The following is a 25,739-nucleotide window of genomic DNA, read 5'->3' as shown; positions in this document are numbered from 1 at the left end:
ACACGCACCACCCCCTGCGCGGGGGCCACCAACGTGTGCCCCACGCCACCTCCACGCTTTCGACAGGAGCCCACGCCATGGCCATCGAGGTCCGCATCCCGACCATCCTCCGCACCTACACCGACGGCGCCAAGGCCGTCGAAGGCAACGGGGACACCCTCGCCGACCTCCTCATCGACCTGGAGAGCCGCCACAGCGGCATCCGTGAGCGCATCGTCGACGGCGACACGCTCCGCCGCTTCGTGAACGTCTACCTCAACGACGAGGACGTCCGCTTCCTCGACGGCATCTCCACCAAGCTGGCCGACGGCGACAACGTCACCATCCTCCCGGCCGTCGCCGGCGGCATGCGCTGATGAGGTACGACTCCCCGCTGGACGCCGTGGGCAACACGCCCCTGGTCCGCCTGCCGCGACTGTCCCCCTCCGAGGACGTCCGCATCTGGGCCAAGCTCGAGGACCGCAACCCCACCGGCTCGATCAAGGACCGCCCCGCGCTCCACATGGTCGAGCAGGCGGAGAAGGACGGCCGCCTCACCCCCGGCTGCACCATCCTCGAGCCGACCAGCGGCAACACCGGCATCTCCCTCGCCATGGCGGCCAAGCTCAAGGGCTACCGCATCGTGTGCGTGATGCCGGAGAACACCTCGCAGGAGCGGCGCGACCTGCTGGCCATGTGGGGCGCCGAGATCATCTCCTCACCGGCCGCGGGCGGCTCCAACACCGCCGTACGCGTGGCCAAGGAACTCGCGGCCGAGCACCCCGACTGGGTGATGCTGTACCAGTACGGCAACCCGGACAACGCCGGCGCGCACTACGCCACCACCGGTCCGGAGATCCTCGCCGACCTCCCCTCCCTCACCCACTTCGTGGCCGGCCTCGGCACCACCGGCACCCTCATGGGCGTCGGCCGCTACCTGCGGGAGCACAAGCCGGACGTCAGGATCGTCGCCGCCGAACCCCGCTACGACGACCTCGTCTACGGCCTGCGCAACCTCGACGAGGGCTTCGTCCCCGAGCTCTACGACGCCTCGGTCCTCACCACCCGCTTCTCCGTCGGCTCAGCCGACGCCGTCACCCGCACCCGCGAACTCCTCCAGCAGGAGGGCATCTTCGCGGGCGTCTCCACCGGCGCCGCACTCCACGCCGCGATCGGCGTCGGCCGGAAGGCCGTCACGGCGGGCGAGCAGGCCGACATCGTCTTCGTCGTCGCCGACGGCGGCTGGAAGTACCTGTCGACGGGCGTCTACACCGCCCCCACCACAGAGGCCGCCATCGAGACGCTGCACGGCCAGCTCTGGGCGTGACCCACCGGGCACCACAGGCACCACGGACACACCACAGGCACCACGGGCACCACGGCTCACGGCGCGGGGCGGACCTGACCACCAGGCCCACCCCGCACCGCCGTCTTCCGGCACGGGCACGCACCACGGAACGCGTGAATCCCACCGCGCGGTACCGAACGCGCGGATCCCACCGCGCGGGCCCCCGGCCCGCGAGTCAGCGGCCCGGAGCTCCCAGTCCGGAGCCCGGGGTCAGCCCAGCCCGGATTCCGCAGTACCTGATGCGCGCCGGCTGCCGGCCTGCGAGTGAGCAGCCCGCAGCCCGCAGCCCGTAGCCCTCAGCCCGGAGTCAGCCCGGCGGAGCCCGCGGTACCGAACGGGTCGGCCGCGGTCCACGAGTCAGCGGTCCGGAGCGCGGAGGCCGGGGCCCGGAGCTAGCCCAGCCCCCGCACCCGCTCCCACACCGACGCGTCCACCTCGCCCGCCTTCCGGCGGAACCCCGACACCGCCACATCCCGCAGCTCGTCCGTCTCCAGGAAACTCCGCCGCCCCCGCGCGTCCCCCACCGCCCCCGGCGGCAGCGCGATCACACCCGGCCGCTCCTCATGACGCCTGCTGGTGATCTTGGCGACGACCACCGTGCCGCCCCGCACCGACAGCACGAGACACGGCCGGTCCTTGGACCCGGGTCCGTCCTCGAACGGCACGTCCGCCCACCAGATCTCCCCCGGACGCGGAGCACCGTGCGGCCGCCCCCGTACCCGCTCCGGCGCCCGCCCCGGCGGCCGCGTCCGCCCGCCCGGCCTTCGCGGACCGCGCCCTCCCCGCCCCCGCGCGTCGGAGACCGTCGCTGCGAGAGCCAGCAGGACGACGACGGCCAGTGCCATCCACCACCACGTGTTCATCACCTGACCGTACCCGTGCCCCCACGCCCCGGGGCTTGCGGCGAACCGGTGACAGCACAGGTGAGTTCCCCCACAACGACAGGCCGTGGAGGAGCGACCACCGGTTTCGCGCCTTACGCTCGACGCACCGCACGAACCCTCCCCGTTCCCACTCCCGGAGGTTCACGCTCCATGAAGCTCACCGTCGTCGGCTGCTCCGGCTCGTTCCCGTCCGCGGGTTCGGCGTGCTCGAGCTACCTCGTAGAGGCCGACGGCTTCCGGCTGCTCCTCGACATGGGCAACGGAGCCCTCGGCGAGCTGCAGCGCCATGTCGGTCTCTACGACCTCGACGCCATCTTCCTCAGCCACCTCCACGCCGACCACTGCATCGACATGTGCGCGTACTTCGTCGTGCGCTACTACCGCTTCGACGGCGGACGCCCCGCCGCCGTCCCCGTGTACGGACCCGAGGGCACCGAGCAGCGGCTGACCACCGCCCACGGCGACACCCCGTCCGACCACGCGATGGGCGAGGTCTTCGACTTCCACACACTCAAGCCGGGCTCGTTCGAGATCGGCCCCTTCTCGGTCCGCACCGAGAAGCTCCGCCACCCCGTCGACACCTTCGGCATCCGCGTCGAACACAAGGGCCGCTCCCTCGTCTACTCCGGAGACACGGGCACCTGCGAAGCCCTGGCCGAACTCGCCGAGGACGCCGATCTGTTCCTCTGCGAAGCCTCCTTCGTCCACGGCAAGGAGGACATCCCGGACCTCCACCTCAACGGCCGCGAAGCGGGCGAGTACGCCGCACGCGCCGGCGTCGGACGCCTGGTCCTCACGCACATCCCGCCGTGGACGGACGCCGAACGCAACCTCGCCGACGCCCGCGAGGTCTACGCCGGCCCGGTCGAGCTCGCCGCACCCGGCGCGGTGTACGAGATCTGAGGGCTGTCCCGCACGCGCGCCGCGTGTCGGGAGTGCAGCGCGCCGACGGGATCGGACACCGGACGCCGCCGGATCTCCGGCCCTACGACGCCACGTGCGAGACACGGGCCCGGACGCCGGGCGCGAAGAAGGTCCCCACCATCCCTGCACGGGAGGTGGGGACCTTCGTCATGCGCCGCCCAGGGCTTACGCCTTGGTGAGGTCCTCGACCTCCTCCTCGGGCTCACGGCCCGGGGTGGTGAGGTCGAACTTCGTGATGGCGAAGCGGAAGACCACGTAGTAGATCACCGCGAACACCAGACCGATCGGAATGATCATCCAGGGCTTGGTCGCCAGGTTCCAGTTCAGGAAGTAGTCGATCGCACCGGCGGAGAAGCTGAACCCGTGGTGCACGCCCAGGCCCCACGTGACGGCCATCGACACGGCGGTCAGCACCGCGTGGATCACGTACAGCAGCGGCGCGATGAACATGAACGCGAACTCGATCGGCTCCGTGATGCCGGTGACGAACGAGGTCAGCGCGAGGGACATCATCATGCCGCCGACGGCCTTACGGCGCTCGGGACGGGCACAGTGCGTGATCGCCAAGGCGGCGGCGGGCAGGGCGAACATCATGATGGGGAAGAAACCGGACATGAACTGACCGGCCGTGGGGTCACCGTGGAAGAAGCGCGGCAGGTCGCCGTGCCACACGCCACCGGCCGAGTCCTTGAAGGACCCGATCTCCTGCCAGGCCACCGTGTTCACGAACTGGTGCATGCCGACCGGCAGCAGAGCACGGTTGACGACACCGAAGACACCGGCGCCGACGGCGCCCAGACCAGTCATCCACTCACCGAAGTTGGTGATGAGGTCACCGATCGGCTCCCAGACCAGACCGAAGAGCACACCCATGACCGTGCCGACGAAGGCCATGAGGATCGGGACGAGGCGGCGGCCGTTGAAGAAGCCGAGCCAGTCCACCAGCTTGGTGCGGTGGTAGCGCTGCCAGACGACGGCCGCCAGCAGGCCCATGATGATGCCGCCGAACACCTTGGGGTCGTTGTACGTCGCCGCGACGTCGACGCCCTCGTTGGCCGTGGTGTTGACGACAGCCTCGGAGGTGGGGAAGGCGGTGAGCACGTTCTTGTAGACCAGGAAGCCGACCAGGGCTGCGAGCGCCGTGGAACCGTCGGCCTTCTTGGCGAAGCCGATGGCTATACCGACGCAGAACAGCAGCGGCAGGTTGGCGAAGACGGCGTCACCGGCGGTCGAGAAGACCGCGGCGACCTTGTCCCAGCCGAGACCGTCCTTGCCGAACACGTCGGGCTGGCCGAGGCGGAGCAGAATGCCCGCCGCAGGCAGCACGGCGATCGGCAGCTGCAGGCTGCGCCCCACCTTCTGCAGGCCCTGGAACACGCCGGAGCCCCGCTTCTTCGCGGGAGCCGCCGCCGCAGCGGTGTCCGTACTCATCAACTTCCTCCAGTAAGGCAAGGCGCCGCCAGGCACAGGATTTCCGGGGGGCGGCGACTCGAGGAACGCGGCGGCAACGACGGCCGCGCGGTCTGGACCACTCAGTGGTGTAGACCAGTTTTAGCACGGTGAAGGTGGGATAAGGAACCTCCGAATCCGTCCCTTTCTGCCCCGTAGTTCCACCACCACACTGGGTCACACGCCGAAGACCCCCGGACCGGCGGGTCCGAGGGCCTTGCAGAACGGCGAGGGGCCTCTACTTCGTGAGGTCCTCCTCCGTCCTTCTCTCCTCCTCCACGGGCTCCCGCCCGGGGGTCTGGAGATGGAACGTGGTGATCGCGAACCGGAAGATCACGTAATAGATCACCGCGAAACACAGCCCGATCGGGATGATCAGCCACGGCTTCGTGTCCAGGTGCCAGTTGACGACGTAGTCGATCAGTCCCGCGGAGAAGCTGAACCCCGCGTGCACCCCGAAGGCCCAGGTGACCCCCATCGACACGCCGGTGAGGACCGCGTGCACGCCGTACAGCAGGGGTGCGACGAACAGGAACGAGAACTCCAGCGGCTCCGTCACCCCCGTCACGAACGACGTCAGGGCCACGGACAGCATCAGCCCCGACACCTCCTTGCGGCGCTCCGGCCGCGCGGTGTGGGCGATCGCCAGAGCCGCCGCCGGCAGGCCGAACATCATGATCGGGAAGAAGCCGGAGGTGAACTGCCCCGCCGTCGGGTCTTCCGCGAAGAAGCGGGAGATGTCGCCCTGTACGGTCTTGCCGTCGCTCCCCGTGAACTCGCCCGCCTGGAACCAGAAGAAGGTGTTCAGGAACTGGTGCATGCCGATCGGGATCAGTAGCCGGTTCGCGAACCCGAAGATCGCGGCACCCCAGGCGCCGAGGTTGATCAGGTGCTTGGCGAACCAGGTCAGCGCGTCGCCCACCGGCTGCCACAGCAGCCCGAACAGCACGCCCAGGATCACGCAGAGGAACGCCATCAGGATCGGCACGAGCCGGCGCCCGTTGAAGAAGCCGAGCCAGTCGACCAGCTTCGTGCGGTGGTAGCGCTGCCAGACCACGGCCGTGAGCAGCCCGATGACGATGCCGCCCAGGACACCCGGATTCTGCGGGACGCCCGCCGGGGTGGCCGCCGTCTCCGAACCGGCCACCGGGAACGCGGCCAGCACACCCCGGTAGACGAGGAAGCCGACGACCGCCGCCAGCGCCGTCGAACCGTCGGCCTTCTTGGCGAATCCGATCGCCACACCGATGCAGAAGAGCAGGGGCAGGCCCATCCGGCCGTCGAGGATCGCCGTTCCGCCGTTCAGCAGGACCTTGGCGAACCTGTCCCAGAAGGCGCCGTGCAGGGAGGAGTCGAACAGGTTGCCCAGGCTCACCAGCAGGCCCGCCGCGGGCAGCACCGCCACCGGCAACTGCAGACTGCGGCCCACCTTCTGCAAGCCCTGTACCGGCCCGTTCCACCACGGGCGCCGCGGTGCGGCAGCCGCGCTCGCGCTCATCGGCATCCTCCCGGACCACGCAGGTTTGGCAGGCGTCGCAAACTGGTGTAGACCAGTTGCCGTACGGTGCGGAGCCCGCCCACAGGCAGGGCGCCGGTCATCGTCATCCTCGGGGACAGCGTGGTTACCCGCCCGTGAAGGTGGGCCAACCGTGCGTTACCGTGACGAAACGAACCCACGGTGGGGCGCCCACGCCCGCACAGACCAGGAGAAGGACATGGCCAGCAAGGCTGAGAAGATCGTCGCCGGGCTCGGCGGTATCGACAACATCGACGAGATCGAAGGCTGCATCACCCGCCTCCGCACCGAGGTCCACGACCCCAGCAAGGTCGACGAAGCCGCGCTCAAGGCCGCCGGCGCCCACGGCGTCGTCAAGATGGGCACCGCGATCCAGGTCGTCATCGGAACCGACGCCGACCCCATCGCCGCCGACATCGAAGACATGATGTGACCTCCTGAGCCCCGGCCCACCCCCGCTCACCCACCGCGGCCCCGCCCGTCCCGCACCGCAGGCCCCGCTCCCGCCGCCTCCACGGCCCGGGAACGGGGCCCGCGGCGTCACAGGCCCCACCCTCCCCGCACAAGCACCCGAACGGAGTCATCCCCCCAGCCGATAGGCTCGACGCCATGTCTCGTATCGACGGCCGCACCCCCGCCCAGCTCCGCCCCGTCACCATCGAACGCGGATGGAGCAAGCACGCCGAAGGCTCCGTCCTCGTCTCCTTCGGCGACACCAAGGTCTTCTGCACCGCCTCCGTCACCGAAGGCGTCCCCCGCTGGCGCAAGGGCAGCGGCGAAGGCTGGGTCACCGCCGAATACTCCATGCTCCCCCGCGCCACCAACACCCGCGGCGACCGCGAAGCCGTACGCGGCAAGATCGGCGGGCGCACCCACGAGATCAGCCGTCTCATCGGACGCTCCCTGCGCGCGGTCATCGACTACAAGGCGCTCGGCGAGAACACCATCGTCCTGGACTGCGACGTCCTCCAGGCCGACGGCGGGACCCGCACCGCAGCGATCACCGGCGCCTACGTCGCCCTCGCCGACGCCATCACCTGGGCCCAGGGGAAGAAGATCGTCAAGCACGGCCGCAAGCCCCTCACCGACACCGTCGCCGCGATCAGCGTCGGCATCGTCGACGGCACCCCCCTCCTCGACCTCTGCTACGAGGAGGACGTCCGCGCCGAGACCGACATGAACGTCGTCTGCACCGGCGACGGCCGCTTCGTCGAAGTCCAGGGCACCGCCGAGGCCCAGCCCTTCGACCGCACCGAACTGAGCGCCCTCCTCGACCTCGCCACCGCCGGCTGCGCCGACCTGGCAGCCCTCCAGCACGAGGCGCTCGCCCGCACGCTCGGCGAGTAAAGAAGCAACCAAGAAGGCAGCGCACAGCGTCGTAACGGATACGGGCGCACGGGTCGAACCGTGCGCCCGTCCACGTATCCGCCCCCGGGAGGGACCGCACCATGGCCTCGCGCCGCCACAGTCGCCATCACCGCACCGCACTCGCCGTCACGGCCACCCTGCTGACCCTCACCGCGGCGGCCGGCTGCGGGGCCGTCGACACGGCCCTCGACTGCGTCCGCACCGCCGACGCCATAGCCACCAGCGTCGACAACCTCCAGCAGGCGATATCCAGCGCCTCCGACGACCCCACGCAGGCGTCCGAAGCCCTGGACCGGATCGACAAGGAACTCAAGGACCTCGGCGACACCACGGACAACGCCGACCTCGGCAAGGCCGTCGACGACCTCCAGGCAGGCGTCACCAACGTCCGCGCCTCCCTCGAGAAGGGCGACGCCGCCCCCGACATCACCCCCGTCACCGATGCCGCCGGCGAGATAGGCAAGGTCTGCACGCCGTGACCCCGGTGATAATCGAGGCATGACCCGCCTCATCCTCGCCACCCGCAACGCCGGGAAAGTCACCGAACTCCACGCGATCCTCGCCGACGCGGGCCTCACCCACGAACTCGTCGGCGCGGACGCGTACCCCGAGATCCCCGACGTCAAGGAAACCGGCGTCACCTTCGCCGAGAACGCCCTCCTCAAGGCCCACGCCCTCGCCCGCGCCACCGGCCACCCGGCCATCGCCGACGACTCCGGCCTCTGCGTCGACGTACTCGGCGGCGCCCCGGGCATCTTCTCGGCCCGCTGGGCGGGCACCCACGGCGACGACCGGGCCAACCTGAACCTGCTCCTGGCCCAGCTCTCCGACATCGCCGAGCCCCACCGCGGGGCCTACTTCGCATGCGCCGCCGCCCTCGCCCTCCCCGACGGCACGGAACGCGTGGTGGAAGGCCGTCTCACCGGCATCCTGCGCCACGTCCCCGCCGGCACGAACGGCTTCGGCTACGACCCGATCCTCCAGCCGGACGACGAGACCCGGACCTGCGCGGAGCTGACCCCGGCGGAGAAGAACGCCATCAGCCACCGGGGGAAGGCGTTCCGGGCGCTGGTACCGGTGGTGCGGGAGCTGGTGGGCTGAGGTCCGCTGACATGCCGAAGGCTCAGCACGCACGGGGCGGGCTGAGCCTTGTCGGGACGTACGCGAGGAGGGACTCGAACCCTCACGCCACTAGGGCACTGGTACCTAAAACCAGCCTGTCTTGCCAATTCCAGCACTCGCGCGTGTACCGGCAGTCTACAAGGAGTCAGGTGGCAGGCGGAAAGAGGCTAATCTGCGTTCGCCTTGGTCCGGCGCCGGTTACGGCACCACGTGGCCGTCAGTGCATGGCAATTCGGACATAGGTAGCGCAGGTTCTCTGCCCGGTTGTCGAGCCAGTCACCGCTGATGTGGTCGATCTGGAGTGTGATCGGCTGTCCCAGCCATTCGCCGGTGTTCCCGCACGATGTGCACCGATACTCCACGCCGATCTCCTGGAGCGCACGGTGAAGGCGCGTCCGGTTCACGCGCGCCGATCCCTGCGGCATGATCACCAGCGCGCTTGGTGCGATTCGTCGCTGTTCGGGGGGTGCCTGCAGCGCTCCCCAGGTGCGGCGTTTGAAGTGAGCTGTGTCCAACTGCATCTGAAGGACTTTGCGTCGGACCCTGCGGTGGTTGGGATCCGTCACTTCAAGACCGAGTGCGCGCATGACATCGGCAAAGCTGATGGCTTCCCGCACCGCAGTGCGCAGCGCTTCTTCCGGGATGGAGAGGCGTGCGTTGCGGAAGTGAGATGTATCGACGCCTCTGCTGCGGAGCATTGCAGCCACAGCGGCACGCGACCGGCCATCATCAGGAACTCCCAGAGCACGCGCTACCCCGCGGACGGAGTCGCTGGAGTCGGCGGCAGCCTGTAACTCCTCGGTGCTGAACAGGAGGCCCAACTGCGGGCGGTTCATTCCAGGGAAGTGGCTGACGTCGATCCCTGCGGCCGCGATGCGGCGAGCGATGTGCGACAGCGTGCCAGTCGCCGGCGTCGCACCGAGCTTGAGAACGACCTCGCGCAGTGATGACGACGATCTCGCAGCAGCGGCGATGGCTGCGTCGGGATATTTACGCCAGGGGCTCCGCTGCTTGAAATGGCTTGTGTCGAGACCAAGCTCCGCCACCTTGTCCTTGAGGACGCGGTGTCTCCCGCCACTCTCCTTCAAGCCCAAACGCCGCATGAGGTCCGTCCAGTTGCTTGCTGCTGCCACAGCCGGTGCGAGCCTCGCTGGGTCGTACACCTCGGACATCCTGCCTCCGCATTCCGGCCGCGCGTTCGCGGCCTCGTACGGAGCAACGAACCGTTTATCGGATGGTCACGTCCAGAATGCGATGAGATGCGGAAGGGCCCGTACCGCTTTGTGGTGGTACGGGCCCTTCCGCAGGGGCATGCGTGGGTCAGAACTTCGAGTCCGGGCTCTGGGCGTGGACCAGGTCGGCGGCCTCTTCTTCCGTCTCCACCGAGGGCGGGGAACCGGCCAGGGGCTTGTTGGCGGTCTCCTTCATGCAGGCCACCGCGATCACGCCGACCAGGGCCGCCGCCATGGCGTAGTACGCCGGCATGAGGTTCGAGCCGGACCAGCTGATCAGGGCGGTGATCACCAGCGGGGTGGTGCCGCCGAAGATCGAGGCCGAGAGGTTGTAGCCGACCGACAGGGAGCCGTAGCGGACGTTGGTCGGGAAGAGGGCCGGGAGCGCGGCGGACATCGTGCCCAGCATGCAGACCAGGGAGAAGCCCAGCAGGAGCATGCCGATGGCGACCGCCGGGATGCTGCCCTGGCGGATCAGCAGGAACGACGGCAGGGACAGGAACAGGAAGCCGAGCATGCCGGTCATCAGCAGGGGCTTGCGGCCGAAGCGGTCGGAGAGCTTGCCGAACCGGCTGATGACCACCATCAGGAGGACCATGACGGCGAGCAGGATGAGCAGGCCGTGGGTCTCGCTGTAGCCGAGCTCGTCGGAGAGGTACGTCGGCATGTAGGACAGCAGCATGTAGTCGGCGATGTTGTACGCGCCGACGAGGGCGATGCAGAGGATCAGGGTCGGCCAGTACTGCCGGAAGATCTTGGCGAGGTCGCCCTTGGCGGTGGACTCGACGTGGTCGGCGGCCTCGGTGGCGTGCGCCGTGCCGCCCTCCAGCTTCTGGAAGGCGGGGGTCTCGTCCAGGCGCAGTCGCAGGTAGAGGCCGACCAGGCCGAGGGGGCCCGCGACGAGGAAGGGGATGCGCCAGCCCCAGGATTCCATCTGGCCGGTGTCCAGCAGGGCGTAGAGGAGGGTGACGAGGCCCGCGGCGCCGACGTAACCGGCGAGGGTGCCGAATTCGAGGAAGCTGCCGAAGAATCCGCGGCGTTTGTCGGGGGCGTACTCGGCGATGAAGGTGGAGGCGCCACCGTATTCACCGCCGGTGGAGAAGCCCTGGAGCATGCGGAAGAAGATGAGCAGGACTGCGGCCCAGACGCCGATGGTGTCGTGGGAGGGGATCAGGCCGATCGCGAAGGTGCCGATCGCCATGAGGATCATGGTGAGGGCGAGGACCTTCTTGCGGCCGATCTTGTCGCCCATGGGTCCGAAGAACATTCCCCCGAGTGGGCGTACGAGGAAGGCGACGGCGAAGGTGGCGAACGAGGAGAGGAGTTGGGTGGTGTCGTTGTCCGAGGGGAAGAAGACCTGTCCGATGGTGACGGCCAGGTAGGAGTAGATGCCGAAGTCGAACCACTCCATGGCGTTACCGAGTGACGCCGCCTTCACCGCGCGCTTGACCGCCTTGTCGTCGGTGATCGTGATGTCGGTCCGACGGAGCCGGGGGTTCTGCCGCTTCCTGATGGCGCGGAAGAGCGCGGGATGGCGTTTGACCGCGTCAGGGTCGGCCGCCTGGTGGGGGTCGGAGGCCGCCATGGCCGGTTCCTCTCCTCGAAGGGTGTTCCAGGAAAGGCTTCTGCGCAGTCATGGCGTTCGCAAACCGGATTCATGGCCGTGTGCGATCCCGGTCACACCGCTCGCGGCTTCCGGCCATGGGGCGCGCGCCGGCTCTCAGATGCCGAGATCCTTGATGATCTTGGCTACGTGGCCGGTCGCCTTGACGTTGTAAAGAGCTCGCTCCACCTTGCCCTCTTCGTCGACCACGATCGTGGAGCGGATGACGCCTGTCACCACTTTGCCGTAGAGCTTCTTCTCCCCGTAGGCGCCGTAGGCCTCCAGGGTCTCCTTGGAGGGGTCGCCGACCAGGGTGACCTGGAGGTTCTCCTTCTCCCGGAACTTCGCGAGCTTCTCCGGCTTGTCGGGGGACACGCCGATGACGTCGTAGCCGGCGCCGGCGAGGAGTTCGAGGTTGTCGGTGAAGTCGCAGGCCTGCTTGGTGCAACCGGGGGTAAGCGCAGCGGGGTAGAAGTAGACGATGACCTTGCGTCCCTTGTGGTCGGCGAGCGATACGTCGTTGCCGTCGGCGTCCGGAAGGGTGAAGGCGGGGGCGGTGTCGCCGGGCTGGAGTCGCTCGCTCATGTCTCTCCTCGAGTGGCACACGGACTGTGTGGGACCGAGCGTAATAGGGGGTGCCGTCGGGTGTTGGGGCGGCTCAGCTGACAGACTGTCGATGACGGTTTACCGGACGACGACCACGGAGGCGGCGCAGTGTCGGATACGAGGACCCCTGCGCAGATCGAGGCGGACATCATCAGCAGGCGTGAGCAGCTTGCGGTGGTGCTGGACGAGATCGGGGTGCGGATGCACCCGAAGACGATGATCGGTGACGCGAAGGCCAGGGTGGCGTCGACGGTCGACCGGACGGCCGGGCGTGCGTTCGTGGCGGTGAACCGGTCGGTGTCGGACGTGAAGGCGCAGTTCGTGTCGGAGGACGGTTCGCCGCGTATGGAGCGGGTGGTTCCGGCGGCGCTGGTGGTCGTGGGAGCCGTGGCGCTGCTGACGGTGTCGGTGCGGCGCGGGAAGCGCTGAGGCCTCGTTCCCGGCGGACCGGGGGCGTGGGGACGGGTGTGGGGCAGGTAGATTTCCGGGCGTGAGCGACAACGGCGTGAGCGAGAACCCCGACGACAAGCTGCCTATCCGCATGCTGCACGACCGGGTGCTGGTGCGGTCCGATTCGCCCGAGGGTGAGCGGCGTTCGGGTGGCGGCATCCTGATTCCTGCGACGGCTGCGGTGGGCCGGCGGCTGGCGTGGGCCGCGGTGGTCGCGGTGGGTCAGAACGTGCGGACGGTGGAGCCGGGTGACCGGGTGCTGTACGACCCCGAGGATCGCGCGGAGGTCGAGGTGCGGGGTGTGGCGTACGTGCTGATGCGGGAGCGGGATCTGCACGCGGTGGCGGCGGACCGGTTCGAGGGGTCCGTGGATTCGACGGGGCTGTACCTGTAGGTCCGGCGGGTTCGTGTCCTGCCCTCGCCTCGCCCTCGGGGTGGGCGGGTCGGTGTCTGTGGGCCTGGTGACTCCCGTCACCAGGCCTTTCGCTGTTTTTTGCTACGGTGGGACCCCCGACGAGACGCGCCGTACCGGGTTCCGCAAAGACGACGCACCGTGTTGTTCGCGTGTTCCGTCGTGGAGGTGCCGTCGTGGCGTGGGTTCTGTTGCTGGTCGCGGGTCTGCTGGAAGTGGCCTGGTCGATCGGGATGAAGTACACCGAGGGGTTCACCCGGTTGTGGCCGAGTGTGTTCACGGGGCTCGGGATCGTGGCCAGCATGATGTTGCTGTCGCAGGCGGCGAAGACGCTGCCGATCGGTACGGCGTACGGGGTGTGGGTCGGGATCGGTGCGGCGGGGGCGGCGGTGCTGGGCATGGTGGTGCTGAACGAGCCGGTGACCGCGGCCCGGATCTTCTTCGTGTGCCTGCTGCTGGTGGCGGTGGTGGGGTTGAAGGCGACGTCCGGTCACTGACGCCGCGTCCCGTCCCGTCTCCCGGGGCTCGTCCCGTCGCTCCAACCCGCTCAGCGGTGGGGAGCGACGGGTTTTTCGGCCGTTGCGGCTTCCCGGCTTCCCTGGATTCCCCGGCCTCTGGGTGGGGAGGCCGGGGAGGCGTCGGGGGTCGCCGAGGCGGTTCTCCGGTCCTTGGGTCGGCGGGAGGCGGGTGCCCCGCCGGCCGGGTCGTCGGGGGAGGTGTCGTCCGGGTCGTCGGCCCGGGGGGCTTCGGTGGTGCGGTCGCCGGGCTGTCTGCTGCTGGGGGAGTCGGTGTCGCCGCCTTCTGCTTCTTCGGTGTCCCCGGGCTCCCGGGGTGACTCCGACGCGTCCGGGTCGGGTTCTTCGGGGCCTTCGTCGGCCTCCAGGTCGAAGTCCTTCACCTCGCTGCCTTCGAGTGCTGCCCGGGTGTAGGCGCCCCAGGTCTGCGCGGGGGCGCCGCCGCCGTTCATGCGGGCGAGGCCGAGGGCTCCGTACAGCGGTTTCTGGACGCCGGTTTCGGGGTCCTGGCCCATGACGGCGATGACGGTGGCGAGGTCGGGGGTGTAGCCGGCGAACCAGGCGGCCCGGTCCTCCTCGGCGGTTCCCGTCTTGCCGGCGGCGGGCCGGCCCGCCGCCTGGGCGGCGGTGCCGGTGCCGCCTTCGACGACGCTCCGCAGGACGGAGGTGGTGGTGTCGGCGGCTTCGCGGCTGACGGCCTGGCGGGTGGTGCGGGCGGGGAGCCGGAGGTCGGTGCCGTCCTTGCTGACCTTGGCGACGAGGGTGTGGTTCCGCTGTCTGCCGTGGTCGGCGAGGGTGGCGTAGGCGGAGGCCATGTCGAGGACGCTGGCGGTGGCGGGGCCGAGGGCGATCGAGGGGGTGGCGGTGAGGTCGGGGGTGTTCTCGGGGATGCCGAGGGCGACGGCGGTGGCCTTGACCTCGGCGGGGCCGATGTCCTGGGCCATCTGGGCGTAGACGGCGTTGACGGATTTGTCGGTGGCTTCGCGGACGGTGAGGGAGCCGTAGTCGACGTCGTCCTCGTTGGCGGGGGAGTAGCCGGTGGAGCCGGTGGCGCTCTGGACGGTGCGTTCGTTGGTGCCGTCGTAGTGGGTGTTGGGGGTGATGGCGCGGCCGGCCTGGGTGCGGGAGCCGTTGGCGAGTGCGGCGGCGAGGACGAAGGGTTTGAAGGTGGAACCGACCTGGTAGTCGCGGCGGGTGGCGTTGTTGACGTACTGCCGGGTGTAGTCGACACCTCCGTAGAGGGCGACGACGTGGCCGGTGGCGGGGTCGACGGAGGCGCCGCCGGCGCGGACGTTGCGGTCGGCGTCGCGGTCCTCGCTGGTCTTGGAGAGGACGTTGTCCTCGACGGCCTCGACGAGGGCGTCCTGTTTGTCCTTCTGGAGCGTGGTGGTGATGCGGTAACCGCCGGTGGCGAGGGTGTCGGCGTCGAGGATCTTGTGGGCGGCGAGGTAGTCGCCGACGGCGTGGACGATGTAGCCGCGCTGGCCGGAGAGGGCGGTGGCGGGCTTGGCTTCGTCGGGGACGGGGAAGTCCATGGCGGCGCGGGTGGTGCGGGTGAGCCAGTTCTCCTTGACCATGCCGTCCAGTACGTAGTTCCAGCGGGCGAGGACGGCCTTGCGGTTCTCGGGGTGGGAGACGACGTCGTAGTTGCTGGGGGAGTTGAGGAGGGAGGCGAGGTAGGCGCCCTCGCCGGCGTGGAGGTCCTCGACGTCCTTGCCGTAGTAGGCGTGGGCGGCGGCTTGGATGCCGTAGGCGTTGCGGCCGAAGTAGCTGGTGTTGAGGTAGCCCTCGAGGATGTCGTCCTTGCTCTGTTCGCGGTCGAGCTTGATGGAGATGAAGAATTCCTTGGCCTTGCGGACGACGGTCTGTTCCTGGCCGAGGTAGTAGTTCTTGACGTACTGCTGGGTGATGGTCGAGCCGCCCTGACGGCCCTTGCCGGTGAGGGTGTTCCAGCCGGCGCGGAGGGTGGCGGTGACGTCGATGGCGTCCTCGGAGTAGAAGTCGCGGTCCTCGGCGGCGAGTACGGCGTGCTGGATGGTGCGGGGGATGCGGCTGAGGGGTACCTTCTCGCGGTTGATCTCGCCGTCGCGGGCGATGACCGTGCCGTCCGCGTAGGTGTAGACGTTGGCCTGGGCGGTCGCGGCGGCGTTGGCGGCGGGGATGTCGATGAGCTGGTATCCGGCGATGAATCCGCCGACGAGGAGCAGGGCCAGGAGGGTGACGCCGCCGAGGACCATCCGCCAGGTGGGTACCGCCCGGCGCCAGCCGGTGCGCTTGGGGCGTTTTGTGCGCTTCTTCTTCTTGGGTGCGCCGTCCGTGCCCGGGGTGTCCGGGGCGGGTTGTGCGGTCGGGGCGTCCCGGGGGGTCCAGCCCCCGGGATCCTGCTGACCAGGGTCTGAGCTGTTCTGCGGTGGCTCGTTGCTCATGACGGTGGAGGCTCCTCGACGCCGGTGATTTTCCCATACTGCACTTTTCGGGCGGCTGACCCCCGGACCCGATGCGGAAATCGGGTCGCGGCGGCCCTCGGGTCTCGGCTAGGTTCGTGCGCTTTGGTCCTGTGTGGCTGGGGGAGGGAGGGGCCGGTGCGGCTCTACGCGGTGGTGGCGGCCGGTGGGTTCCGGCGGCATGCCACGTACCGGATGGCGACGGCGGCGGGGGTGTTCACCAACACCGTCTTCGGATTCGTCATGGCGTACACCTATTCGGCCCTGTGGGCGGAGCGTCCGCGGCTGGGCGGTTACGACGCGTCGCAGGCGCTGACGTACGTGTGGCTCGGGCAGGCGCTGCTGATGACGTGCGCCATGATGGGCGGCGGTTTCGAGGACGAGCTCATGGAGCGGATCCGTACGGGCGACATCGCGGTCGATCTGTACCGGCCGGCCGACCTGCAGCTGTGGTGGCTGGCGGGGGATCTGGGCCGGGCGGCGTTCCATCTGCTGGGGCGCGGCGTCGCGCCGATGGCGCTGGGGGCGCTGGCCTTCGATCTGGTGCTGCCCGGGTCGATCGGTAGGTGGCTGGCGTTCCTGGTGTCGGTGGCCCTGGGGGTGGTGGTCAGTTTCGCGGTGCGTTTCCTTGTGGCGTTGTCCGCGTTCTGGCTGCTGGACGGGGCGGGGGCGATGCAGATCGCGTGGCTGGCCGGGCTGTTCTTCTCGGGGATGCTGCTGCCGCTGCATCTGTTCCCGGGTGTGTTGGGGGAGGTGGCACGGGCGCTGCCGTGGTCGTCGCTCCTGCAGGTGCCGGCCGATGTGTTCCTCGGCCGGCGCACGGGGTGGGATCTGGTGGGGGCGTACGCCTTCCAGGCCGGCTGGGCGGTCGTGCTGCTGCTGGCGGGGCGCCTGTTGCAGTCGGTGGCGACCAGGAGGGTGGTGGTCCAGGGTGGCTGAGACCGGGGCGGTGCCGGTGGGTGCCGCGGAGGCGGAGCGGCGGCCGGAGAGGACCGGGTACGCGGGCCGGTCGCGGCCGGTGGAGGGGATCCGGGCGTACGGGCTGATCGTGGGGATGTGGCTGCGGTCGACGCTGGCCTACCGTGCGTCGTTCGTGATGACGACGGTCGGCAACTTCGTGGCCACGGCGTCCGATTTCGTGACGATCATGCTGATGTTCACGCACGTCGACGCGTTGGGCGGCTACACGCTGCCGGAGATCGCGTTGCTGTACGGGGCGTCGGCGACCGCGTTCGGGCTGTCGGACCTGGTGCTGGGGTCCATGGACCGGCTCGGTCGGCGGGTGCGGGACGGGACGCTGGACACGTTGCTGGTGCGGCCTGTTCCGGTGCTGGCGCAGGTGGCGGCGGACCGGTTCGCGCTGCGCAGGCTGGGGCGGATCACGCAGGGGCTGCTGGTGCTGGGGTATGCGCTGGTGACGCTCGACGTGGAGTGGACGCCGCTGAAGGTGGTGATGCTGCCGCTGATGGTGCTGAGCGGGGCGGCGATCTTCGGGGCGGTGTTCGTGGTGGGTGCGGCGTTCCAGTTCTTCGCGCAGGACGCCTCGGAGGTGCAGAACGCGTTCACGTACGGGGGGACGACGCTGTTGCAGTACCCGCCGTCGATCTTCGCGCAGGATCTGGTGCGCGGCGTGACGTTCGTGGTGCCGCTGGCCTTCGTGAGCTGGCTGCCGGCGCTGTATGTGCTGGGCCGGGACTACCCGTTGGGGCTGCCGGGGTGGGTGGCGTTCCTGCCGCCGCTGGTGGCCGGGGTGTGCTGGGTGCTCGCGGGGCTGGCGTGGCGGGCGGGACTGCGGGCGTACCGCAGTACGGGAAGCTGAGGGGCGGACATGGGCGACACGGATTTCATCGAGCTCGACGGGGTCGAGAAGGTCTTCGACGTGCGGCGCAGGGTGGGACTCCTGCGGCGGGAGCGGCACGAGGTGCGTGCGGTGGACGGCATCAGTTTTCGGGTGCCGCGCGGGGAGATGGTGGGGTACATCGGCCCGAACGGGGCCGGTAAGTCGACGACGATCAAGATGCTGACGGGCATTCTCACGCCGAGTGGTGGCCGGCTGCGGGTGGCGGGGATCGATCCCTCCCGGGAGCGTACGAGGCTGGCGCACCGGATCGGGGTGGTGTTCGGGCAGCGGACCACGCTGTGGTGGGACCTGCCGTTGCGTGACTCGTACCGGCTGGTGCACCGGATGTACCGGATCCCGGACCGGCGCTTCCGGGAGAACATGGACCGGTGCATCGAACTCCTGGACCTGGGCGCGCTGTTGGACGTACCGGTGCGGCAGTTGTCGCTGGGGCAGCGGATGCGGGGTGACATCGCCGCGGCACTGCTGCACGATCCGGAGGTGCTGTATCTGGACGAGCCGACGATCGGGCTCGACGTGGTGTCGAAGGCCAGGGTGCGGGAGTTCCTGCGGGACCTGAACGCCGAGCGGTCCACGACGGTGCTGCTGACCACGCACGATCTGACCGATATCGAGCAGCTGTGCCGGCGGGTGATGGTGATCGACCACGGCCGTCTGGTGTACGACGGCGGGCTCGCCGGGCTGCACGAGGTGGGGGAGAGCGAGCGGACGCTGGTGGTGGACCTGGAGCGGGAGCTGCCGCCGATCGACGTGGGGGCGGAGTCATCGGCGCGGGTGGTGAAGGTGGAGGGGCCGCGGCAGTGGCTGGCGTTCCCGGCGTCGGCTTCGGCGGCGGGTCTGGTGGCGCGGATCGCGGCGGATTATCCGCTGGTGGACCTGTCGGTGCGGGAGCCGGACATCGAGGCCGTGATCGCGAAGATGTACGCGGCGTCCTCCTGAGGGTTCCTCCCGAGCTTTCCGGCGGGCCCGCGAGGACGGCGGGCGGCGCCTGGCCGCGGTGCGGGAACGTGCGCGTACATCGGGGATGCGCAGGTCCCTCCGTCCGGGGGCGCGCCGCAGCTGACGCCGCTGATCCACGGGGGACGGCCGGACGGCCCCGGGGTTTTCGTCCGGAAGAACCTGAGCTTCCTCGGTCCTGCTCTATAGGGTTCGCGGTATGACAAGTGAACGTCCGGAGATGCGGGCCTCCGACGCGGAACGTGAGCGGGTCGCCGAGACGCTGCGGGATGCGGTGGCCGAGGGCCGGCTGGAGATGGACGAGTTCGAACAGCGGCTCGACGCGGCGTACAGGGCGCGTACGCACGGGGAGTTGGAGCCGCTCGTCAGCGATCTGCCGGTGCCTGGATCGGCGGTGGCGCCGGTGGCGGGTCTGCCGCCGGCGACGGCCCGCGGGGGGTCCGTGGACTGGTCGCGGCGGATCGGTGGGCCCGCGACCTCGACCTGGGGGTTCGCCTTCTGGGGCGGGTTCGCGCGCAAGGGCCGCTGGACGGTGGGGCGGGCGTTCACCGCGTTCGCGATGTGGGGCGGCGGTGAGATCGATCTGCGCGAGGCGGACTTCGAGGACCGCGAGGTCGTGATCCGCTGCTTGACGATCATGGGCGGCATCCAGGTGAAGGTCCCGCCCAACGTGCACCTGCACGTCAACGGCATCGGGATCATGGGCGGCTTCGACGAGCGGACGAAGGACGCGGGCGAGCCGGATCCGGACGCCCCGCGGGTGCGGGTGACCGGGTTCGCCCTGATGGGCGGGGTGGGCGTGGACCGCAAGTGGAGCAAGGCGCAGCGGCAGCGGCTGAAGGAGGCCGAGCGCGGGGAGCGGCTGCGGCTGGAGAAGCCGGATGCGGGGGAGGGGCCGGAGGGGGCCAGGTAGCCCGAGGCGCCCGGGGGCGGTGCCTGCTGCCGGAACCCGTCCGTCCGGGCCGCCCCCGCTGTCAGAACGCGTCGGCCCTGGCGGTCTCGGACACCGTGTGGAGGTCGATGGAGCGGCCGAGGGCCCGGTAGCCGGTGTCGTTGAAGTGGAGCCGGTCGCCGGAGTCGTAGGCGGGCAGGATGTGGTCGGGGGCGTAGGGGTCGCGGACGGTCCGGTCGAAGTCGATGTAGTCGTCGTAGACGCGGCCCGCGCGGATCTGCTGGTTGACGGCGAGGCGTACGGCGTTGCGTTCGGGTGTCCAGGTGCGGAACCCCTGGAAGGGGGTCAGCGTCGTCCCGACGGCGCGCAGCCCACGGGCGTGGGCGCGTTCGGTGAGGGCACGGAGACCGGCGACGATGCGCCGGGGGTCGCTTTCCTGGGGGGCGAGCTGTACGTCGTTGATGCCGAGCGCGATGATCAACGTCCTGGCTCCGGCGACGGAGAGCGCGTCGCGTTCGAAGCGGTGGGTGCCTCGGGGGCCGCCCCGGCCGCTCGGGCTCTCGCGCAGCAGGCGGTTGCCGGATATGCCCTGGTTGGCGATGCCGTAGCGGTGGTCGAGGCGGTCGGACAGGACGTCCGGCCAGCGGCTGTCGGTGTCGGTGCTGGAGCCGCTGCCCGCGGTGAGGGAGTCGCCGATGACGACGATGGCGCCGGGCGAGGCGTCGTTGCGGACGTCGACGGCCGTCAGGTAGCGCCAGGTGGTCGTGGTCCGGGTGGCGAGGGCGTCGGTGAGGTAGGACGTTTGGTGGCTGCCGGAGTGCTGGGTGACGGGGCCGCCCGGCCGCGCGGTGCGCAGGCTCACTTCGAGGTCGGCGTCGGGGGCGACGGTCACGAGCACGGGGTCGCTGACGACCTGTCGGCCCGCGGGGACGGTGACGGTGGGCCGGCCCTGGAAGGTGGCCGGCCGACTGCTGACGGCGGCCCGGTCGATCACGAGCGGGGTGGTGCCGAACAGGTTGGACAGGGTGATGCGGGCCGCGTCTCCGCCGACGCTGGTGTGGACGATGTTGCGGATGGTGCGGCCGGGGTAGCCGTGTGAGGTGTTCGGTTCGCCGCTGACGGGGGCTCCGGTCCAGGTGGCGACCCAGGCGCCGGTGGAGTGGGCGGGGGCGGCGGGGTTGTGGGCTGCCGCGTTCGCCTCCGTGCCGGTGAGCGGGGCCTGCCGGTTCCCGGTGATCAGTGCCGTACCGAACGCCATGGCGGCGGCCAGTGCGGCGGTGCCGGTCATGAGGGCGATGAGCAGGGCGTACCCCTGGCGCCTGGGCATGTGCGGTGATTCTCCTTGCGGTGTTCGTTCGTGTCTCATGATGCGGCAGGCCCTGGGGAACTCGACGTGCGGCCCGGGAGTAGGTGAGGTAGGGACAATGCGTACGGCACCGGGTGACGTGTACGCGGACGGGTGGAGTGGATGGAACAGGACGCGGGGAAGAGTGCGGAGCCGGCCGGGGCCGCTGCGCGGGGTGCGGGGGCGTCGCTCGGCGGGTTCGCGTACACCGCCGCCGACGAGGAGAAGCGGCGTGGCGTGCGCCGTATGAAGACCACCGCCACGGGTCTCCTCCTGCTGGTCGCGCTCGTGTACGTGCTCGCCACCTGGGCGAGGAATGCGGGTGTGGGCGGCTGGCCGGGCTACGTCGCCGCGGCCGCCGAGGCGGGAATGGTGGGTGCGCTGGCCGACTGGTTCGCGGTCACGGCGCTCTTCCGCCGCCCGCTCGGTCTGCCCATCCCCCACACCGCCATCATTCCCACCAAGAAGGATCAGCTCGGGGCATCTCTCGGTTCCTTCGTCGGCGAGAATTTTCTCTCCGGGGACGTGGTGCGTGGGCGGATTCACGCGCTGGGGGTGGGGGCGAGGCTCGGGGCGTGGCTGTCCGAGCCCGCACACGCGGACCGGGTCACCGCCGAGCTGGCCACCGCGCTGCGCGGGGCGCTGACCGTGCTGCGGGACGCGGACGTGCAGGCGGTGGTGGGCGAGGCGATCACGCGGCGGGCGGACGCGGTGGAGGTCGGCCCGGGCCTGGGGAAGATGCTGGAGAAGATCGTCGCGGACGGTGGCCACCGCAGGGTCGTCGACCTGGTCTGCGTACGCGCCCACGACTGGCTGATCGAGCACGAGAGCTCCGTCATGGACGCGGTGCAGGGCGGGGCACCGGGCTGGACCCCGCGCTTCGTCGACAAGCGGGTGGGGGAGCGGGTCTACAAGGAACTGCTGCGTTTCGTCACGGAGATGCGAGACATGCCGGGCCATCCGGCGCGCGGCTCGATCGACACGTTCCTGAGGGACTTCGCGACGGATCTCCGGACGGACGCGGACACCCGGGCCCGGGTGGAGCGGCTGAAGTCGGAGATCCTCGGGCGCGGTGAGGTGCAGGAGCTCATCGCCTCGGCCTGGTCCTCCGTCCGGTCGATGATCATCGCGGCGGCCGAGGACGAGGGGAGCGAGCTGAGGCTGCGGGCCAGGGCCTCGCTGCTGTCGCTGGGCGCCAGGCTGTCGACGGACGAGCGGCTGCAGGCCAAGGTGGAGGGGTGGCTGGAGGACGCCGCGGTGTACGTCGTCACGACGTACCGCGCGGAGATCACCTCGCTCATCAGCGATACGGTCGCCGGCTGGGACGCGGATCAGACGTCGAGGAAGATCGAAGCCCACATCGGCCGTGACCTGCAGTTCATCCGGATCAACGGCACGGTGGTGGGTGCGCTGGCGGGTCTGGTGATCTATTCGGTGTCGCGGGCGCTGGGGGCGTAGGGCGTGGGAGCGTGCCGAGGGCGCATCCGTCCTGTCGTACGGGTGCGCCCCCGGGTTACGCGGGGAGTTGCTGTTCAGTACGCACCCGCAGGCGCCCGTGTTCAACCCCTGGTAGGGAACTTTTCCGGCGTCGGGCTCCGCGAGGCCTCAGGCGTTGCGCCGGGTGACCGCCCAGGAGGCCGTGGCCATGCCGCCCGCCACGGTGAAGACCGCGGGCCAGGCGCCGACCTTCCTGGCGAGCGGGTGCGACCCGGCGAACGCGGCCACGTAGGCGGCGCTCAGTCCGGCGGCCGCGCGGCCTCCCGCCTGCCGGTTCCACTCGTAGGCCGCCACCGAGCCCGCCGCGGCCAGGGCGACCCCGCCCAGCGGGCGCTTCTTCGTCCACCGGGCGATCGCGTACCCGCCGACGAGTCCGCCCGCCGCCACCACCGCTGCCGGGACCTTCGCCATAGCCGCCACCTTCGCTCGTTCCGTACCCGGTCTCGTACCTGGTCGGGAGTCCGAGGCTAACGCGCGGATGACTGCCGGGACGCGCCCCGGGGGTGTCACACGCGCCGTACGTCGATCCCCAGGGCGGTGAACTCCTCGACCACGGCGTCGGGGGCGCCCTGGTCCGTGACCAGGATCGACACGGCACCCGTCTCGCACACCTGGGCGAAGGCCCGGCGTCCCAGCTTCGAGGAGTCGGCCACCACGATCACCGTGGTCGCGCATTCGGCGAGCGCCCGGTTCGCGCCGGCCTCCGACTCGTCGTGGGTGGCCGCCCCGAAGCGGGGATGCACGGCGTCCACGCCGAGGATCGTGTAGTCCAGGGCCAGGGTCCGCAGGACGGAGTCCACGAGCGGGCCGACGAGTTCGTAGGAGTTGGGGCGGGCCACCCCGCCGGTGACGACGATCTTCACCTGGGGGCGGACCGCGAGTTCGTTGGCGATGTTGATCGCGTTCGTCACGACGGTCAGCGCGGTGCCGCCGCCCGCCGGTTCGGGCCGCACGGCCAGTTCCCTCGCCACCTCGGAGGCCGTCGTGCCCCCGTTGATGCCGACGGTCGATCCCGACGGGATCAGTTCGGCCGCCGCCTTCGCGATCCGCTGCTTCTCGTCGGCCTTGCGGGCCGCCTTGTAGCGCAGCGGCAGGTCGTAGGCGACGGTGCTCACCACCGCACCGCCGCGGGTGCGGGTCAGCAGGTTCTGGCGGGCGAGTTCGTCCAGGTCGCGGCGGACCGTGGCGGCGGAGCAGCCCAGCCGTTCGGCGGCGTCGAGTACGTCGAGGTGGCCCTGGTCGCTGAGGATCTCCAGCAGCCGGGTCCATCGCGTGTGTGCCGCCACCTGGTCCTCCTTGCTCGCCCGCCGACCCTATCGCGCCCGGTCGTGCCCGGTACGGGCCAGCACGTGCAGCAGCCGCGTCACCTCCGCGGCGACGGCGTCGCGGGCCGGTCCCAGGTACCTGCGGGGGTCGGCCGTCCCGGTGTGGGCGTCGAGGTAGCTGCGGACGGTCCGGGTGAACAGCTTGTTGAGGTGGGTGGAGATGTTCACCTTCGTCATCCCCGCGTCGACGGCGCCGGCCAGGCCGGTGTCGTCGACGCCCGACGAACCGTGCAGGACGAGCGGCACCTCCACCGCGTCGCGCAGCCGGGAGATGAGGGCGAGGTCGAGGACCGCGTCGCGGGTCAGCATGGCGTGCGAGCTGCCCACGGCCACGGCGAGGGCGTCGACGGCCGTTGCGCCGACGAACGCGCGCGCCTCGTCCGGATCGGTCCGCACGCCGGGGGCGTGCGCCCCGTCCTTGCCGCCGACCTCGCCGAGCTCCGCCTCCACCCGGACGCCATGGGCGTGGCAGTGCTCCGTGATCGCACGGGTCGCGGCGACGTTGTCGTCGTACGGGAGCGTGGACGCGTCGAACATGACGGAGGTGAAGCCGAGCCGTACCGCCTCGTGGACCAGGGCGGCCGATTCGGCGTGGTCGAGGTGCACGGCCACCGGAACGCCGGCCGCCCGGGCGACGGCGAGAGAGGCGAGCCCGATCGGTTCGAGGGAGCCGTGGTAGCGGGCGGTGTTCTCGCTGATCTGGAGGATCACCGGCAGCCCGGCCGCCTCCGCCCCGCTGACGATGGCGTGGGCGTGTTCGATCTGTACGACGTTGAAGGCCCCGATGCCCCTCGCCTCCGTCCGGGCCTCGTGCGTGATGTCACCGGTGGATATGAGCGGCATGGGCTTCCTTCGCGGATACGGGCTGCGTGAATCCAGGCGGATGATGCTCGAAGTTGCTCATTTATAGCGTGTTCGGAGCAGCATGAAAAACAGCAGCCGTCTCGGCCGAGGGCCGGAGGCGGCTGCTGACGCGCCGGAAGGGAGGTGCGGACCTACTCGCAGGCGACTCCGTCGCCGTCCCGGTCGAGGTGGGATCCGTAGCCGGGGTCCCCGCGGTGGATGGGCGCCGCTCCCGCGGCGCGTACGGCCGTGCAGTTGGCGTAGTAGGCGCTGTTCCCGCCGCCGGTGGACCCGCCGCCGGACGAGCCGCCGCTGGACGAGCCGCCGGACCCCGACGATCCGTACGGCTCGCAGCCGACGCCGTCGTTGTCACGGTCCAGGTGCGCCGCGTAGCCCGGGTCCCCGCGCCGGACGGGGGCCGCTCCGGCGGCCCGGGCGGCGTCGCAGTTGGCGTAGTACACGGAGGGCTCGACGGGTGCCTCGGCCTTGGGCTTCGCGGTCCGCGCGACGGTGGGCGTCGGCTTGGGCTTGGGCTTCGGCGTGGGCGTGGGCGTGGGCGTGGGCGTCGGCCGGGTAACGGTGATCCGTACGGTGGCGTGCCCGTCGGTCACACTCTTGCCCTTCCCCTTCTCCTTCAGCGCGACGTCGTACGTGAACGTGTCCTCGCCGGCATAACCGTTGGCAGGCGTGTAGACGAGCGAGGACCCCTCGACCGTCACCGTTCCGTGCGGAGTCGGGCTCGCCACGGTGAGGGTGAACTCGACCGGCTCGTACGTGTCCAGCAGGGGAGCGTCGGTGCCGCCCTCCATCGTCACGGCGTCGTTGGTGAGTGCGTCGACGGTGATCTTCCGGCCTGCCTCGGTGCTTTCCTCGTCGTCGGCGAGCGCGAGAGCGAGTGCGCGTGGGGCGGAGGGTGAGGCGGGCCGCGGCGACGCCTTCGTGTCCTGGCCGGACTCGCCGCCGCAGCCCGCCAGCGCCACGGCCAGGACGACAGCTCCTGCCGACATCCGGAACGGTCCGCTCATCACTCGCGTATTCATGTGCCCCCCAAGGTGTGTGCGCACTGGTGTGCGGCTGAGGGGCGATGCTCGCAGCGGGGGGCGGGGTCCGCGACGCCGTTCGGTGAAAGGAAGCGGAATTGTGATGAACTTATGGAGTATTGATGTA

General features: G+C 70.2%; 27 protein-coding genes, 1 tRNA gene and 1 riboswitch. Of the genes, 15 read left to right on the top strand and 13 right to left on the bottom strand.

What is annotated here, in order from left to right; translation table 11 throughout:
• The first annotated feature begins 77 nt into the window (after positions 1-77).
• Positions 78-356 (top strand): MoaD/ThiS family protein, encoded by a 279-nt coding sequence (locus tag ACH4VO_RS05735; RefSeq protein ID WP_360987465.1) that lies wholly within the window; start codon positions 78-80, stop codon positions 354-356.
• The gene (locus ACH4VO_RS05730; protein WP_360987467.1) at positions 356-1,306 is read left to right on the top strand and encodes a cysteine synthase; all 951 of its coding nucleotides are present in this window, start codon (positions 356-358) and stop codon (positions 1,304-1,306) included. The genes ACH4VO_RS05735 and ACH4VO_RS05730 overlap by 1 nt, the downstream gene beginning before the upstream one ends.
• A gap of 413 nt (positions 1,307-1,719) precedes the next feature.
• On the opposite strand, the gene ACH4VO_RS05725 is transcribed toward ACH4VO_RS05730, so the two are convergent.
• Entirely contained in the window at positions 1,720-2,190 is a 471-nt protein-coding gene (locus tag ACH4VO_RS05725; protein WP_360987469.1) for a type II toxin-antitoxin system PemK/MazF family toxin, read from the bottom strand.
• A 171-nt stretch (positions 2,191-2,361) separates the two neighbouring features.
• Here ACH4VO_RS05725 and ACH4VO_RS05720 point away from each other — a divergent pair, with 171 nt between their 5' ends.
• Entirely contained in the window at positions 2,362-3,114 is a 753-nt protein-coding gene (locus ACH4VO_RS05720) for an MBL fold metallo-hydrolase (RefSeq protein ID WP_360987471.1), read from the top strand.
• A 186-nt stretch (positions 3,115-3,300) separates the two neighbouring features.
• On the opposite strand, the gene ACH4VO_RS05715 is transcribed toward ACH4VO_RS05720, so the two are convergent.
• Positions 3,301-4,566, bottom strand: a complete 1,266-nt coding sequence (locus ACH4VO_RS05715; RefSeq protein WP_360987473.1) for a PTS transporter subunit EIIC — start codon at positions 4,564-4,566, stop codon at positions 3,301-3,303.
• Between the two features lie 256 nt (positions 4,567-4,822).
• Positions 4,823-6,082, bottom strand: a complete 1,260-nt coding sequence (locus tag ACH4VO_RS05710) for a PTS transporter subunit EIIC (protein ID WP_360987475.1) — start codon at positions 6,080-6,082, stop codon at positions 4,823-4,825.
• Between the two features lie 217 nt (positions 6,083-6,299).
• Between ACH4VO_RS05710 and ACH4VO_RS05705 the strand changes: the two genes are divergently transcribed.
• The 4 genes from ACH4VO_RS05705 to rdgB all read left to right on the top strand — a co-directional run bounded on the left by ACH4VO_RS05705 (position 6,300) and on the right by rdgB (position 8,569).
• Complete coding sequence (locus ACH4VO_RS05705) at positions 6,300-6,533, top strand: glucose PTS transporter subunit EIIB (RefSeq protein WP_014046255.1); 234 nt, start codon at positions 6,300-6,302, stop codon at positions 6,531-6,533.
• A 176-nt stretch (positions 6,534-6,709) separates the two neighbouring features.
• Positions 6,710-7,447 (top strand): ribonuclease PH, encoded by a 738-nt coding sequence (rph, locus tag ACH4VO_RS05700; protein WP_360987478.1) that lies wholly within the window; start codon positions 6,710-6,712, stop codon positions 7,445-7,447.
• Positions 7,448-7,548: 101 nt separating this feature from the next.
• Entirely contained in the window at positions 7,549-7,947 is a 399-nt protein-coding gene (locus ACH4VO_RS05695) for a hypothetical protein (protein WP_360987480.1), read from the top strand.
• Positions 7,948-7,966: 19 nt separating this feature from the next.
• Positions 7,967-8,569, top strand: a complete 603-nt coding sequence (gene rdgB, locus ACH4VO_RS05690; protein ID WP_360987482.1) for an RdgB/HAM1 family non-canonical purine NTP pyrophosphatase — start codon at positions 7,967-7,969, stop codon at positions 8,567-8,569.
• A gap of 59 nt (positions 8,570-8,628) precedes the next feature.
• Here the strand turns inward: rdgB and ACH4VO_RS05685 are convergent.
• The 4 genes from ACH4VO_RS05685 to bcp form a co-directional block, all read right to left on the bottom strand.
• A tRNA-Leu gene (locus ACH4VO_RS05685) sits at positions 8,629-8,712 on the bottom strand.
• A 45-nt stretch (positions 8,713-8,757) separates the two neighbouring features.
• Positions 8,758-9,762: an HNH endonuclease signature motif containing protein gene (locus tag ACH4VO_RS05680; RefSeq protein WP_360987484.1), complete on the bottom strand. Its 1,005-nt coding sequence runs from the start codon at positions 9,760-9,762 to the stop codon at positions 8,758-8,760.
• Between the two features lie 148 nt (positions 9,763-9,910).
• The gene (proP, locus tag ACH4VO_RS05675) at positions 9,911-11,407 is read right to left on the bottom strand and encodes a glycine betaine/L-proline transporter ProP (RefSeq protein WP_360987486.1); all 1,497 of its coding nucleotides are present in this window, start codon (positions 11,405-11,407) and stop codon (positions 9,911-9,913) included.
• A 135-nt stretch (positions 11,408-11,542) separates the two neighbouring features.
• Entirely contained in the window at positions 11,543-12,010 is a 468-nt protein-coding gene (gene bcp, locus ACH4VO_RS05670; RefSeq protein WP_360987488.1) for a thioredoxin-dependent thiol peroxidase, read from the bottom strand.
• A 129-nt stretch (positions 12,011-12,139) separates the two neighbouring features.
• Between bcp and ACH4VO_RS05665 the strand changes: the two genes are divergently transcribed.
• The 3 genes from ACH4VO_RS05665 (at position 12,140) to ACH4VO_RS05655 (ending at position 13,390) form a co-directional block, all read left to right on the top strand.
• Positions 12,140-12,460, top strand: coding sequence for a DUF3618 domain-containing protein (locus ACH4VO_RS05665; protein ID WP_360987490.1), 321 nt, complete (start codon positions 12,140-12,142; stop codon positions 12,458-12,460).
• 76 nt (positions 12,461-12,536) lie between these two features.
• Positions 12,537-12,875: a co-chaperone GroES gene (locus tag ACH4VO_RS05660; RefSeq protein WP_069173155.1), complete on the top strand. Its 339-nt coding sequence runs from the start codon at positions 12,537-12,539 to the stop codon at positions 12,873-12,875.
• Positions 12,876-12,960: 85 nt separating this feature from the next.
• Positions 12,961-13,034: riboswitch (guanidine-III (ykkC-III) riboswitch) on the top strand.
• Between the two features lie 35 nt (positions 13,035-13,069).
• On the top strand, positions 13,070-13,390 hold the full coding sequence (locus tag ACH4VO_RS05655) for a multidrug efflux SMR transporter (RefSeq protein WP_069172972.1): 321 nt from the start codon (positions 13,070-13,072) through the stop codon (positions 13,388-13,390).
• A 50-nt stretch (positions 13,391-13,440) separates the two neighbouring features.
• Here the strand turns inward: ACH4VO_RS05655 and ACH4VO_RS05650 are convergent, their stop codons facing one another.
• Positions 13,441-15,834, bottom strand: coding sequence for a transglycosylase domain-containing protein (locus tag ACH4VO_RS05650; RefSeq protein WP_360987492.1), 2,394 nt, complete (start codon positions 15,832-15,834; stop codon positions 13,441-13,443).
• Positions 15,835-15,990: 156 nt separating this feature from the next.
• On the opposite strand from ACH4VO_RS05650, the gene ACH4VO_RS05645 reads away from it, so the two are divergent.
• The 4 genes from ACH4VO_RS05645 to ACH4VO_RS05630 all read left to right on the top strand — a co-directional run bounded on the left by ACH4VO_RS05645 (position 15,991) and on the right by ACH4VO_RS05630 (position 19,583).
• Positions 15,991-16,791, top strand: a complete 801-nt coding sequence (locus ACH4VO_RS05645) for an ABC-2 family transporter protein (protein ID WP_360987494.1) — start codon at positions 15,991-15,993, stop codon at positions 16,789-16,791.
• Between the two features lie 16 nt (positions 16,792-16,807).
• A complete protein-coding gene (locus ACH4VO_RS05640; protein WP_398440881.1) occupies positions 16,808-17,671 on the top strand; it encodes an ABC transporter permease in 864 nt (287 codons plus the stop codon).
• Positions 17,672-17,680: 9 nt separating this feature from the next.
• Positions 17,681-18,652 (top strand): ATP-binding cassette domain-containing protein, encoded by a 972-nt coding sequence (locus ACH4VO_RS05635; RefSeq protein WP_360987498.1) that lies wholly within the window; start codon positions 17,681-17,683, stop codon positions 18,650-18,652.
• 217 nt (positions 18,653-18,869) lie between these two features.
• The gene (locus ACH4VO_RS05630) at positions 18,870-19,583 is read left to right on the top strand and encodes a DUF1707 domain-containing protein (protein ID WP_398440870.1); all 714 of its coding nucleotides are present in this window, start codon (positions 18,870-18,872) and stop codon (positions 19,581-19,583) included.
• A 61-nt stretch (positions 19,584-19,644) separates the two neighbouring features.
• Here ACH4VO_RS05630 and ACH4VO_RS05625 read toward each other — a convergent pair whose 3' ends face one another.
• Positions 19,645-20,889: an SGNH/GDSL hydrolase family protein gene (locus ACH4VO_RS05625; protein ID WP_360987500.1), complete on the bottom strand. Its 1,245-nt coding sequence runs from the start codon at positions 20,887-20,889 to the stop codon at positions 19,645-19,647.
• Positions 20,890-21,030: 141 nt separating this feature from the next.
• On the opposite strand from ACH4VO_RS05625, the gene ACH4VO_RS05620 reads away from it, so the two are divergent.
• Positions 21,031-22,365: a DUF445 domain-containing protein gene (locus ACH4VO_RS05620; protein ID WP_360987503.1), complete on the top strand. Its 1,335-nt coding sequence runs from the start codon at positions 21,031-21,033 to the stop codon at positions 22,363-22,365.
• A gap of 147 nt (positions 22,366-22,512) precedes the next feature.
• Here ACH4VO_RS05620 and ACH4VO_RS05615 read toward each other — a convergent pair whose 3' ends face one another.
• The 4 genes from ACH4VO_RS05615 to ACH4VO_RS05600 form a co-directional block, all read right to left on the bottom strand.
• On the bottom strand, positions 22,513-22,815 hold the full coding sequence (locus tag ACH4VO_RS05615) for a hypothetical protein (RefSeq protein WP_360987505.1): 303 nt from the start codon (positions 22,813-22,815) through the stop codon (positions 22,513-22,515).
• Between the two features lie 95 nt (positions 22,816-22,910).
• The gene (locus ACH4VO_RS05610; protein WP_360987507.1) at positions 22,911-23,690 is read right to left on the bottom strand and encodes a DeoR/GlpR family DNA-binding transcription regulator; all 780 of its coding nucleotides are present in this window, start codon (positions 23,688-23,690) and stop codon (positions 22,911-22,913) included.
• 27 nt (positions 23,691-23,717) lie between these two features.
• Entirely contained in the window at positions 23,718-24,572 is an 855-nt protein-coding gene (locus ACH4VO_RS05605; RefSeq protein ID WP_360987509.1) for a class II fructose-bisphosphate aldolase, read from the bottom strand.
• A gap of 152 nt (positions 24,573-24,724) precedes the next feature.
• Positions 24,725-25,597, bottom strand: a complete 873-nt coding sequence (locus ACH4VO_RS05600; RefSeq protein ID WP_360987511.1) for an excalibur calcium-binding domain-containing protein — start codon at positions 25,595-25,597, stop codon at positions 24,725-24,727.
• Positions 25,598-25,739: the final 142 nt, after the last annotated feature.

The sequence above is a fragment of the Streptomyces sp. NPDC020780 genome (assembly GCF_044334475.1).
In the GTDB taxonomy this organism is placed as follows: domain Bacteria; phylum Actinomycetota; class Actinomycetes; order Streptomycetales; family Streptomycetaceae; genus Streptomyces.
Note: the sequence above shows the minus strand (reverse complement) of the source record. Positions and strands in the feature narration are given on the sequence as shown.

Excerpts from the sequence above, each read along its gene's own strand:
- ACH4VO_RS05735 (WP_360987465.1), top strand. The coding sequence starts at position 78 with ATGGCCATCGAGGTCCGCATCCCGACCATCCTCCGCACCTACACCGAC.
- ACH4VO_RS05730 (WP_360987467.1), top strand. The coding sequence starts at position 356 with ATGAGGTACGACTCCCCGCTGGACGCCGTGGGCAACACGCCCCTGGTC.
- ACH4VO_RS05725 (WP_360987469.1), bottom strand. The coding sequence starts at position 2,190 with ATGAACACGTGGTGGTGGATGGCACTGGCCGTCGTCGTCCTGCTGGCT.
- ACH4VO_RS05720 (WP_360987471.1), top strand. The coding sequence starts at position 2,362 with ATGAAGCTCACCGTCGTCGGCTGCTCCGGCTCGTTCCCGTCCGCGGGT.
- ACH4VO_RS05715 (WP_360987473.1), bottom strand. The coding sequence starts at position 4,566 with ATGAGTACGGACACCGCTGCGGCGGCGGCTCCCGCGAAGAAGCGGGGC.
- ACH4VO_RS05710 (WP_360987475.1), bottom strand. The coding sequence starts at position 6,082 with ATGAGCGCGAGCGCGGCTGCCGCACCGCGGCGCCCGTGGTGGAACGGG.
- ACH4VO_RS05705 (WP_014046255.1), top strand. The coding sequence starts at position 6,300 with ATGGCCAGCAAGGCTGAGAAGATCGTCGCCGGGCTCGGCGGTATCGAC.
- rph (WP_360987478.1), top strand. The coding sequence starts at position 6,710 with ATGTCTCGTATCGACGGCCGCACCCCCGCCCAGCTCCGCCCCGTCACC.
- ACH4VO_RS05695 (WP_360987480.1), top strand. The coding sequence starts at position 7,549 with ATGGCCTCGCGCCGCCACAGTCGCCATCACCGCACCGCACTCGCCGTC.
- rdgB (WP_360987482.1), top strand. The coding sequence starts at position 7,967 with ATGACCCGCCTCATCCTCGCCACCCGCAACGCCGGGAAAGTCACCGAA.
- ACH4VO_RS05680 (WP_360987484.1), bottom strand. The coding sequence starts at position 9,762 with ATGTCCGAGGTGTACGACCCAGCGAGGCTCGCACCGGCTGTGGCAGCA.
- proP (WP_360987486.1), bottom strand. The coding sequence starts at position 11,407 with ATGGCGGCCTCCGACCCCCACCAGGCGGCCGACCCTGACGCGGTCAAA.
- bcp (WP_360987488.1), bottom strand. The coding sequence starts at position 12,010 with ATGAGCGAGCGACTCCAGCCCGGCGACACCGCCCCCGCCTTCACCCTT.
- ACH4VO_RS05650 (WP_360987492.1), bottom strand. The coding sequence starts at position 15,834 with ATGAGCAACGAGCCACCGCAGAACAGCTCAGACCCTGGTCAGCAGGAT.
- ACH4VO_RS05635 (WP_360987498.1), top strand. The coding sequence starts at position 17,681 with ATGGGCGACACGGATTTCATCGAGCTCGACGGGGTCGAGAAGGTCTTC.
- ACH4VO_RS05630 (WP_398440870.1), top strand. The coding sequence starts at position 18,870 with ATGACAAGTGAACGTCCGGAGATGCGGGCCTCCGACGCGGAACGTGAG.
- ACH4VO_RS05625 (WP_360987500.1), bottom strand. The coding sequence starts at position 20,889 with ATGCCCAGGCGCCAGGGGTACGCCCTGCTCATCGCCCTCATGACCGGC.
- ACH4VO_RS05620 (WP_360987503.1), top strand. The coding sequence starts at position 21,031 with ATGGAACAGGACGCGGGGAAGAGTGCGGAGCCGGCCGGGGCCGCTGCG.
- ACH4VO_RS05615 (WP_360987505.1), bottom strand. The coding sequence starts at position 22,815 with ATGGCGAAGGTCCCGGCAGCGGTGGTGGCGGCGGGCGGACTCGTCGGC.
- ACH4VO_RS05605 (WP_360987509.1), bottom strand. The coding sequence starts at position 24,572 with ATGCCGCTCATATCCACCGGTGACATCACGCACGAGGCCCGGACGGAG.
- ACH4VO_RS05600 (WP_360987511.1), bottom strand. The coding sequence starts at position 25,597 with ATGAGCGGACCGTTCCGGATGTCGGCAGGAGCTGTCGTCCTGGCCGTG.